The organism is Pseudoxanthomonas japonensis (assembly GCF_010093445.1).
In the GTDB taxonomy this organism is placed as follows: Bacteria; Pseudomonadota; Gammaproteobacteria; order Xanthomonadales; family Xanthomonadaceae; genus Pseudoxanthomonas_A; species Pseudoxanthomonas_A japonensis.
Genome location: NZ_PDWW01000027.1, coordinates 1 through 11,657 on the forward strand (window position 1 = coordinate 1; position 11,657 = coordinate 11,657).

Annotated in this window: 4 protein-coding genes; 3 read left to right on the forward strand and 1 reads right to left on the reverse strand. The window is 67.3% G+C overall.

The window, feature by feature from the left end:
• Positions 1 to 83: 83 nt before the first annotated feature.
• Entirely contained in the window at positions 84 to 1,562 is a 1,479-nt protein-coding gene (zwf, locus tag CSC78_RS15720) for a glucose-6-phosphate dehydrogenase (protein WP_162338809.1), read from the reverse strand.
• 122 nt (positions 1,563 to 1,684) lie between these two features.
• On the opposite strand from zwf, the gene CSC78_RS15725 reads away from it, so the two are divergent.
• The 3 genes from CSC78_RS15725 (at position 1,685) to CSC78_RS15735 (ending at position 11,656) form a co-directional block, all read left to right on the forward strand.
• Positions 1,685 to 2,434, forward strand: coding sequence for a GntR family transcriptional regulator (locus tag CSC78_RS15725; RefSeq protein ID WP_162338810.1), 750 nt, complete (start codon positions 1,685 to 1,687; stop codon positions 2,432 to 2,434).
• Positions 2,435 to 2,918: 484 nt separating this feature from the next.
• Positions 2,919 to 7,928 carry a DUF7507 domain-containing protein gene (locus tag CSC78_RS15730; protein WP_162338811.1) on the forward strand — a complete coding sequence of 1,670 codons (5,010 nt, stop codon included), beginning with the start codon at positions 2,919 to 2,921 and terminating at the stop codon, positions 7,926 to 7,928.
• 11 nt (positions 7,929 to 7,939) lie between these two features.
• Positions 7,940 to 11,656 carry a TonB-dependent receptor gene (locus CSC78_RS15735; RefSeq protein ID WP_202924193.1) on the forward strand — a complete coding sequence of 1,239 codons (3,717 nt, stop codon included), beginning with the start codon at positions 7,940 to 7,942 and terminating at the stop codon, positions 11,654 to 11,656.
• The last annotated feature ends 1 nt before the right edge of the window (position 11,657 follow it).

Genomic DNA, 11,657 nt, shown 5'->3' on the forward strand with positions numbered 1-11,657 from the left:
GGTCTCGGGAGTGGGGGCTTCCCGGGGGAAGGCAGGTCGGCCGGCGGCCGGAATCAGGCCCCGCGGGTGCGGGGCCGGCGGCGTCAGACGGTGTCTTCGTGCCAGGTGCGGCCGTCGCGTTCGACCAGGGCCACGGCGGCGCTGGGGCCCCACGAACCGGCGGTGTACGGCTTGGGCGCATCGCGCTGGGTCTCCCAGGCGTCGAGGATCGGGTCGATCCAGGCCCACGCGGCTTCCACTTCATCACGGCGCATGAACAGGGTCTGGTTGCCGCGCACCACGTCCATCAGCAGGCGTTCGTAGGCTTCCGGCTGGTGCACGCCGAACGCCTCGGCGAAGCTCATGTCCAGCGGCACGTGCTGCAGGCGCAGGCCGCCCGGACCGGGGTCCTTGATCATCAGCCACAGCTTCACGCCTTCGTCCGGCTGCAGGCGCAGCACCAGCTTGTTGCCCATCACCGGGCCGGCGCTGTCCTCGAAGATCGAATGCGGGATCTGCTTGAACGCGATGACGATCTCGGACACGCGCTCGGACAGGCGCTTGCCGGTTCGCAGGTAGAACGGCACGCCGGCCCAGCGCCAGTTGTCGACTTCGGCCTTCAGCGCCACGAAGGTCTCGGTGCGCGAATCGGGCTTGCCCAGTTCGTCCAGATAACCGGGCACGGCGGCGCCGCTGCTGGCGCCGGCGCGGTACTGGCCGCGCACGGACAGGTGGGCGACATCCTCGCCGCGCATCGGCTTGAGCGAGCGCAGCACCTTGAGCTTCTCGTCGCGCACGGCATCGGCCTGCAACGCGGCCGGCGGCTCCATCGCCACCATGCACAGCAGCTGCAGCAGGTGGTTCTGCACCATGTCGCGCAGGGCGCCGGAGGTGTCGTAATAGCCGGCGCGCTTCTCCAGGCCGACGGTCTCGGCCACGGTGATCTGCACGTGGTCGATGCGGCTGGCGTTCCACAGCGGCTCGAACAGGATGTTGGCGAAGCGCAGGGCCAGCAGGTTCTGGACCGTTTCCTTGCCCAGGTAGTGATCGATGCGGAAGATCTGGTTTTCGGCGAATGCGCTGCCGACGGCGTCGTTGATGACCGCGGCGCTCGCCGAATCGTGGCCGATCGGCTTCTCGATCACCACGCGGGCGTTGCCGGTGTTCAGGCCATGCGCGCGCAGGCGGTCGCAGATGGCGACGAACAGGGTGGGGCTGGTGGACAGGTAGAACACGCGGATGCGGTCGCCGGTGGACTGCAGGCGGGTGGCGAACTCGTCCCAGCCTTCATCCTTGGTGGCGTCCAGCGCCAGGTAGCCGAGCTTCTGCAGGAAGGCGGGCAGCTTGGCCTTCAAGGTCTCGTCGCTGGCGGCGAGGCGGGCCAGCGCTTCGCCGACCTTGGCCTGGTAGTCGGCATCGCCCTGCTTGTCGCGGGCCACACCGATGATGCGGCTGTCCTCGGGAATCTGGCCGTCGGCGTAGCGCCGCAGCAGGCCCGGCAGCAGCTTGCGCAGCGCCAGGTCGCCGGTGCCGCCGAAGATGACGAGATCGAAGGTGTCGACAGGCAGGGTCTTCGCGGTCACGGGCGTCTCGGTGCAACAGAAGTGAGTGTCCACAATACCACCGGGGTACCACGAGATGCCAACAGGTCCGCACTGCAACGGGATTGTTGCGATATTGGTACGGCACTGGTATCTTGATTCGCATGCAAACGAACCTGCTCGAGGAATACCAGCGGCTGCAGACCGGTGAATCCACCCGGGCCGTGGCTTACCTGCGCCTGCGCCGCGCGCTGCAGAACCTGATGGACGCCGGCGTGCTGCGGCCCGGACAGGCGCTTCCCAGCGAGCGCGACTTGGCGCAGCTGCTCGATCTCTCGCGGGTGACCATCCGCAAGGCGCTGGCCGGTCTGATCGAAAGTGGTCTGCTGGTGCAACGGCAGGGCGCCGGCACCTTCGTCGCCGAACGCATCCTTCGCCAGTTCTCGCGGCTGACCAGCTTCACCGACGACCTGCGCGAGCGCGGGTTGAACCCGCAGGTAAAGTTCCTGGAGCGTTCGGTCGGCGAAGTAACGCCGGAAGAGTCGATGGCGCTGAACCTCTCGCCCGGAAGTGGCGTGGTGCGCATGTACCGCCTCCGTCATGTGGACGGTTCGCCGATCGCGATCGAGCGGACGCTGGTGCCGTACGCGCTGCTGCCGGATCCCGACAGCGTGACCACTTCTTTATATGAGGCGCTGGACGCGTACGGTCATCGTCCACGCCGCGCCCTGCAGCGCCTGCGTGCCGTGGCCCTGGACGAGGAGGCGGCCCGCCACCTCGAGCTGCCGGTCGGAGCCCCGGGTCTGCTGGTCGAGCGCCGGGCGTTCCTGGAGGATGGCCGGGTCGTCGAATCCACCCGGTCGTACTATCGCGGCGACGCCTACGACTTCGTCGCCGAACTGCAGAGCGACTGATCGTCTGCCGGCCAAGCCGGCGCTTCCCCGCTGTTATCCCCTTCCACAGCCCCTGCCTGCCTGCACCCGGACCGGCGGGGTAACCGTCGTGGCCGGTCGATCCGCCGCCGCTGATCCGTCAGGACCGGCCTTCGGTCGGTCTTGGCGAGCTTTTGACGCCGCCTCGCTTCGCTTCTGTGATGAAGTTCACGTACTTACCTATTGACGTCAATGAGTTGACGTTAAATTAAAGTAAATGTGTAATAGGCATCTCACTTATTTGTGAGGGATGTCCGCTTCACCAAACGAAGTGCGATGTGTGACGTATGCCCGTGCAGGTTGGCCAATCGAGCCGCCGAGGGGTAATGCGACTTTCAAGACAGCCTTGGGGGAGGCAGTCCCGGCTGGCCGTTCTCCCGATCCAGCGTAAGGGACCACCGTGTACGTCTTCACTCACCTCCGTCGTTTGGCCCAGAAGAGCGCCTCCATTCTTGCGTTTGGAGCATTGGCTCTCTGCAGTGCGGCCGCGGCGCCGGTGCTGGCGCAGACCCAGGTCATCAACAGCGCCCGTGTGACGGTCCCCGTCGGCGTGGTGGATACGAACCCTGACAATAACGATGCAAGCGCTACGGTCAGGGTGGTGGTGCCGAACCTGTCGATCGCCAAGAGCGGTCCGGCGACGGCGGTGGTGGGCACGGCCTACAACTATGTGCTCACGGTGACCAACAACGGCACCGCGCCGACCACAAACATCGCCACGGTGGCCGATACGGTGCCGGCGGGGCTGACGATCAATTCGGCGGCCGGCTGCTCGATCAGTGGCCAGAACGTGTCCTGCCAAGTGTCGGCGGGTCTGACGAACGTGGCGCCGGGCAACACGGTGAGCTTCACGATCAACGTGACACCGGCGGCCTCGGCGGCACCCAGCGTGTCGAACACGGCGGTGGTGACCGGCGGTGGTGACCCGGACTGCGTGGGCACCGGTTGCACCACGCCGCCGGTAGTCACGACGGTGAGGCCGACCATCGACGCAGTGAACGATAGCTATAACGTTCCTGCCGCGGGTGGCACGACAGCCAGCGTCATCGCCAACGACACCACCAACAATGTGGCGGCGGTCATCGGCACCAATGTCACGCTGACGCCGGGTGCGGCGCCTGTTCCCGCGGTTGGCAGCATCACGATGAATGCCAATGGCACCATCACCGTGGTTGCGAACACCGCTGCGGGCAGCTACAGCTATCCCTACCAGATCTGCACCATTCCCGCGACGGTTCCCGTGACCTGCGACAGTGCCGTCGCGACCGTCGTCGTCGCCTCGGCGCCGGGTCTGACGATCGTCAAGACGGCCGGCACGCCGACGGGCAGCACGGCGGGCAGCACGATCGCCTACAGCTTCCTGGTGACCAACACGGGCAACGTGACGATCACGGGCATCGTGGTGAACGACGCGCAGCTTGACGCGGCGGCCGTGTGCCCGGTGACGACGCTGGCCCCGGGTGAGGACACGACCTGCACGGGCACGCACACGATCACGCAGGCGGAAGTGAATGCCGGCGTGGTGAACAACAGTGCGACCGCGACGGGCACGCCGCCGACGGGTCCGTCGGTGACCTCGCCGCCTGACACGACGAGCACGCCGATCGCCTCGGCGCCGGGTCTGACGATCGTCAAGACGGCCGGCACGCCGACGGGCAGCACGGCGGGCAGCACGATCGCCTACAGCTTCCTGGTGACCAACACGGGCAACGTGACGATCACGGGCATCGTGGTGAACGACGCGCAGCTTGACGCGGCGGCCGTGTGCCCGGTGACGACGCTGGCCCCGGGTGAGGACACGACCTGCACGGGCACGCACACGATCACGCAGGCGGAAGTGAATGCCGGCGTGGTGAACAACAGTGCGACCGCGACGGGCACGCCGCCGACGGGTCCGTCGGTGACCTCGCCGCCTGACACGACGAGCACGCCGATCACACAAACGCCGGGCCAGAGCCTGGTGAAGGCGCTGACCGGAGACAGCACCGGTGGTGCGGTCGCGGTGGGCGATGAGCTGACCTACACGATCACGCTGAGCAACACGGGCAACACGACGCTGACCGGCGTGGTGGTGAACGATGCGCTGATCACCCCGTCCAGCATCAGCTGCGCCAGCGTGGCGCCGGGTGCGACCTGCCAGCTGGTGGGTACGTACACGGTGACGCAGGCTGACGCCGATGCGGGCAACATCCGCAACACGGCGGTGGTGAGCAGTCCGGCCTGCCCGGCGGGCAGCACGAATGCGGGCTGCACGACCACGATCAACACCCCGGTGCCGCAGACGCCGGACCAGAGCCTGGTGAAGGCGCTGACCGGAGACAGCACCGGTGGTGCGGTCGCGGTGGGCGACGAGCTGACCTACACGATCACGCTGAGCAACACGGGCAACACGACGCTGACCGGCGTGGTGGTGAACGATGCGCTGATCACCCCGTCCAGCATCAGCTGCGCCAGCGTGGCGCCGGGTGCGACCTGCCAGCTGGTGGGTACGTACACGGTGACGCAGGCCGACGCCGATGCGGGCAACATCCGCAACACGGCGGTGGTGAGCAGTCCGGCCTGCCCGGCGGGCAGCACGAATGCGGGCTGCACGACCACGATCGACACCCCGGTGCAGAACCCCGCGGTGACCTTCAGCAAGTCGGTCGTCCTCCCGGTAGGCCAGACCGAGGTCTCGGTGGGGGATACCCTCACCTACAACCTGCAGGTCGTGGTCGGCGATGCCGCGACCACGTCGCCGGTCACGCTGACCGACACGCTGGGCCAGGGCCTGACGCTGGGCACGGTGACGGCGGGCAGCCTGAGCTGCGGCGTGGGCAACCCGCTGGTGTGCACGCTGCCGGCGAATACGGCGCCGGGCACCTATCTGGTGACCTACACGGCCATCGTGAACGAGCTGGCGACCGGCTTCGTCCGCAACGTGGTGGTGGCGACGGGCGATGACGCCCCGACCTGCCAGGGCGCGTGCCAGACAGAAACCATCGTGACCGAGCCGTTGCCGGCCATCGTCAGCTACGGCAAGTCGGCCGTGCTGCCGGCAGGCAAGACCCGCGTGGTGGCGGGTGACGTGATCACCTATACGTTGACTGCGACGGTGGCGGCGGCACCGACCTCCAGCGTGATCACCCTGACCGACACGCTGGGCACAGGCCTGACGTTCGGTGCGGTGACCGCGGCGGGTGCCTACACCTGCGGCGCGACCAGTCCGCTGGTGTGCACGCTGCCGGAGGGCACGGTGCCGGGCGTCTACACGGTCACCTACACCGCGACGGTCAATGGCCAGGCAAGCGGCGTGGTACGCAATGCGGTGGTCGGTACGGGTACCGACAACCCGGTGTGCGCGAACGAGTGCGACGTCGAGACGCCAGTGGCGACGCCGACGGTGGTGGTGAACAAGAGCTCCGATCCCGCCAACGGCGCGACCGTGCAGCCTGGCCAGGTGATCACCTACACCTTGTCGGTGCAGGTTGGCCAGGCGGCCCTGGATTCCGCCGTGACCCTCGTGGACACGCCGGATCGCGGCTTGACGCTGGGCGCCATGCCGGCTGGTTGCGCCTACAACGGCACGACGATGACCTGCATCGTGCCGGCCGGTACGCCGGTGGGTACGCAGACGTTCACCTACACGGCCACCGTGAATGCCTCGGTGACGGGTCGCGTGACGAACGTGGTCGTAGCCAACAGCGCGGATCCGACCGATCCGCCGCCGACCTGCCAGACCTGCAGCACCGAGCACCTGGTCGGCCTGCCGGAGATCCGCCTGAGCAAGTCGGCCGGCGTGCGCGAAGTGCGCATCGGCGACCTGGTCCGCTACACGCTGACGGTGGAGAACGTGGGCAGCACCGACCTGGTCAACGGCAGCATCGTGGACACGCCGGCGGCTGGCTTCAGCTATGTCGAAGGTTCGCTGCTGGCAGCCGATGCCGACCGGATGGTGACGGTCACGGGTAACCGGCCGCTGCGCTTCGCTGGCGTGGACGTGCGTGCCGGCGAGACCGCCACGCTGGTCTACGTGCTGCGGGTGGGCGCGGGTGTCCGTCCGGGCGCCCACGTCAACCAGGCGCAGGTGCGTTCGTCGATCGATGAGCCGGTGTCGAACGTGGCCACGGCGGAAGTACTGCTGACCGCCGATGCGATGCTGGATGACAGCCTGCTGGTCGGCACGGTCTTCAACGACCGCGACGGCGACGGCTGGCAGGACAGCGCCACGCTGGGTGGCGTGAAGGTACAGGGCGGCTTCGCACCGGGTGCCTACATCGCCAACTCGACCACCGTCGACCACGGTGCGGGCCCGCAGCCCGAGCCGGATGCCAGCTCGCCGATGCTGCACGGCATCGCCGTCGGCACGATCAGCGGTCGCCAGTCGCCCGCGGATCCGGTGGATGCCCATGAAGTGGTCATCCGGCAGCGGTTGAGCGAACTGGCCTTCACCGACGACTTCGTGCTGACCAGCGACCAGGGCGTCACGGTGCGCATGGATGCCGCGGGCAACACGCGCGTCGAGCAGTCCGGCGATGCCGCCAAGGGCCTGACCGCGGCTGCACCGACCGTCGAGCGCCGCGTGGCGCAGGGCGAGGGCGGCTACGTGGTCGACTACGTCATCCGCAACACCGGCATCGACGAGCGCGGCATCCCCGGTGTGCGTATCGCATCGGTGGAAGGCCTGTTGATCGAAACCGACCAGTACGGGCGCTACCACCTGGCAGGCGTGTCGGGTGGCGCATGGGAGCGTGGCCGCAACTTCATCCTGAAGGTCGACCCGTCCACGCTGCCCTCCGGTGCCGAATTCACCACCGACAACCCGCTGCTCCGCCGGATCACTCCCGGTGTGCCGGTCCGCTTCGACTTCGGCGTGAAGCTGCCGGAGCAGGTGATCGAGGATGGCAGCGAGCAGGTGGAGCTGGAGCTGGGCGAGGTGTTCTTCGCGCCCGGCAGCGCCGAGGTCCGCGCGCAGTACCGGCCGGTGATCGAAGCGATGGCGGCCCAGGTGCGCAAGCACGGGGGCGGCGAGGTGGTGATCAGCGCCAACGGCGATGCCGAGGCACTGGCGTTCGAACGTGCCAACGCCGTCAAGGCGGCGTTGCTGGAGACGCTGGAACCGGCCGTCGCGCAGGCACTGGTGGTCAGTGCGCGCGGTAACGTCGACGACCCCGGTTCGCTAGTCGTTGGCGTGGATGAAGGCGGCGCGTTGCTGGGTACGGTGCTGTTCGATACCGACAAGGCAGCGATCCGCCCCGAGTTTGAGCCGTTGCTGGACAAGGTGGCGGCCGCACTGGAGAAGCGGGGCGGCGGCAGCATCGCCATCGTCGGCCACACCGACGTGCGGGGTTCGCATGCGTACAACACCGCCCTTGGCATGCGTCGCGCAAAAGCAGTCTACGAAGCCCTTGCCAAGCGACTGAGCCCGGAGGTGCGCGCACACGTTCGCGTGGAATCCAGTAACGATCCGACAGCCCCTGTCGGCGTGCGCAAGTGAAGGGGCGGATCATGAAGAAGCGTATGAAGATGAAGCTGCTGGACTACACGCTGATCGGCCTGTTGGCTGGTGCCGCTCCGGTCGCCGCCGCGCAGGCGCCCTCGCCGGCGCCGGTGAAGGCCGACGGTGCGGCGACGCCGGTGGAATGCGATGGCCAACAGTGCGCGGGCGAGGAGGGCCTGCTGTTCCGGCTACGCACGCGCAGCTACGACAGGCCGGTCACCCAGGGCACCAACGAACAGTCCTCGTCCCCGGCCTTGCAGCCTGATCGCCGGGTTACCGTGGCAACCGAACAGCCGGGCAAGGCGACGGCGATGGGCAAGTTCTCCATCGATCTGCCTGGCGGCGGCGCCATCTGGGCGACCGAGGATCCCACGCTCGGCCAGCCGGAACTGTCGGTGTCCGCGCCGACCATCGTGTCGTTCGACGGCCAGCGCATCACCAGGCCGGTGCAGTTCTACGTGCGTGGCAACTATCCGGCCTTCATCAAGCGCCTGGAGATCTCGATCTATCGAAGCAGCGATGCCGATCTGATCGAGCCGATCGCCACCGTACCGCTGGACTTGGCCGGCGTGACCCGGGCCGATTGGGATGGCGCCCTGCCGGCCAGGTATCCGTTCCGCAAGGGCGACGAGCTGGTCTATGTGCTGCGCGCCTACGGCGAGGGCGACAGCTTCGATGAGACGTATCCACGCACGCTGCAGCTGGTTTCTCCCGAAGAGGCTGAGCGCGGCGCCACCCTGCTGCGCGACAGCGCCGAGCGTGCCCTCGGCACATCGCTGTCGAGCGAGCAGGCGCAGGCGCAGCGCCAACTGGACGACGTGTTCGCCGGCAACGGGCTGCGCCAGCAGAACATCCCGATGTACGGCTCCCGCATCCGTATCCAGGGCCGCAACATCCCCGACGGCGCGCAGCTGACCATCAACGGTGAGCAGTACCCGGTGGACCTGGAGCGCAAGTTCGTCGCCGAGTATCTGGTGCCGGTGGGTCGTCACCGCTTCGAGATCGGGGTGGGCGAAACCGGCGGTGGTGGTGATGACACGCGGCGTGCCGCGACGCATGCACTGGACGTGGACGTCACCGGCCGCTATTTCTTCGGCGTCGGCCTGGCCGACGTCACCGTCTCGCAGAACAAGGTCAGCGGCTCGGGCGCCGCATTCGCCAACGACACGCGCTACCAGGACGACGTGATCAGCGACGGTCGCCTCGCGTTCTATGGCAAGGCCAAGTACGCGGGCAAGTACCTCGTCACCGCGCAGGCCGACACCACCCAGCGCGATCTCGAACGCCTGTTCGACGGCTTTACCCAGGCCGATCCGCAGGACATCTTCCGTCGCCTCGATCCGGACCTCTATTACCCGGTCTATGGCGACGACTCCACGACGTACCGCGACGTGGACACGATGGGCCGCTTCTACCTGCGCGTGGACTGGGACAAGAACCAGGCGCTGTGGGGCAACTACAGCACCGGTATCACCGGCACCGAGTACGCGCAGTACCAGCGCTCGCTGTACGGCGCGGCGCTGAACTGGCGCTCGAACGCGACCAACCGCTGGGGCGATCCCGGCACCGAACTGCGCGTGTTCGGCTCGCAGGCGGAAACCGCACCGGGCCACAACGAGTTCATCGGTACCGGCGGCAGCCTGTACTACCTGCGGCATACGGACCTGTTGCCGGGTTCGGACGTGGTGACACTCGAAATCCGCGACCTGACCACTGGCCGCACCGAAAAACGCGTGGTCCTGCAGCGCGGCACCGACTACGAGATCGACGAGTTGCAGGGTCGCGTGCTGCTGACGCGTCCGCTGTCGCAGATCACCCGCGAGAACACGCCCACGCTCACGCGCGACACTCCGCTGGACGGCTTCGAGCAGCGGCTGATCGTGGATTACGAATGGGTGCCGTCGGGCTTCGATGCCGACGATGTCACCGCAGGCTTCCGTGGCAAGCACTGGTTCGGCAACCATGTCGGCGTCGGCGCGACCTACGTGCAGGAGAACCGCGCGGGCGAGGATTACACGCTCGCCGCCGGCGACCTGACGTTGCAGGCCGGCAAGGGCACCTACATCAAGGCCGAGTACGCGCAGACCGAATCGTTCGGCGCGCCGGTGTTCTTCTCCGACAATGGCGGCTTGAGCTTCATCCAGCAGAACGACACTGCGCTGTTCCGCGAAGGCGAGGCCAAGTCGCTCGAGGCCCGCGCCAACTTCAAGGAACTGGGCTGGACGGAGCAGGACTGGAGCGTGGGCGCCTGGTGGCGCAACACCAGCGCCGGCTACTCCATCTCGCGCTACGACACCGGCCGTCCGGTGACCGAATACGGCGCCGAGCTGCTCGGCCAGTTCACGCCCAACCTGGGTTTGTACACGCGCTACACCCGCGCCGAAAGCGGGGCGGAATCGCTGACGCAGGCACAGGCCACGCTGGAATGGCGCGTCGACGACGCCAGCACGTTCAGTGCGGAAGTCCGCCGCGTGGATCAGGAAGGCACCGCGGCCGACGCCGCCGGCACGCTGGGTGCATTGAAATACCTGCGCCGCTTCGGCAGCTCGCTGGAGCTCTACGGCATCGGGCAGGTGACGCTGGACGACGATGGCGGCCAGTACGCCGACAACAACGCACTGACCCTGGGTGGCAAGTACCTGTACGGCAACCAGTCGTCCGTGGGCGCCGAACTCACCACGGGCGACCGTGGCGAAGCCGCCACTGTCAACGCCGAGCATCGGCTGACCGCCGAACATTCGGTCTACGGCGCCTACACCTACTCGACTGATACCACCGACTACGATTCGGTGTTCAATCGCAGCGCCCAGAATGGCTGGACGCTGGGACAGCGCTGGCGCCTGTCCAACCAGGTGAACCTGTACAACGAGAGCCAGTTCCTGAAGGAGCGCAACGCCTCCGGCCTGGCGCACACCTTCGGCATGGATTTCTATCCGGCACAGGGCTGGAACATGGGGTTCACGCTCTCCGACGGCGAACTGACCAACACGGCCGGGGGCAACGTCGATCGCCGCGCGATCAGCGTCTCCGGTGGACGTACGTCGCCGGATACCGACTGGCAGAGCAAGCTGGAGTGGCGCGAGGACAACGGAGCCGAGCAGCGCGAGCAGTGGGTCAGCACCAACCGGCTGACGCACAAGTTCAACGAGAGCTGGCGCATCGCGGCGCGGTTGAACTACGCCGACACCGACGACCAGCTCGATCCGCTGGCCAGCGCCCGCTTCATCGAAGGCAACGTGGGCTTCGCCTACCGTCCCTGGGACAACCAGCGCTGGGGCCTGTTCGGCCGTTACACCTACCTGTACGACTTGGCCACACTGGGACAGGTGGGTGGTGCGGACTACGACCAGAAGTCGCAGATCCTGTCGTCCGAAGGCGTGTACAAGCTGGACCAGCGCTGGGAATTCGCCGGCAAGCTGGCGCGTCGCGAAGGCGAAGTGCGCATGGGGCGCGGCACGGGCGTGTGGCTGGATTCGGCCACCACGTTCGGCGCGGCTCAGGTGCGGTACGACCTGCGGACGAAGTGGCACGCGCTGGCGGAGTACCGCTGGCTCGACGTGGACGATGGCGGCTCGAAGCAGGGCGTCCTGCTGGGCGTCGATCGCGACCTCGGCAAGAATTTCCGCATCGGCGTGGGCTACAACTTCACCGATTTCAGCGACGACCTGACCGACTTCGACTACGACCACAAGGGCTGGTTCCTGAACCTGGTCGGCACGTACTGAC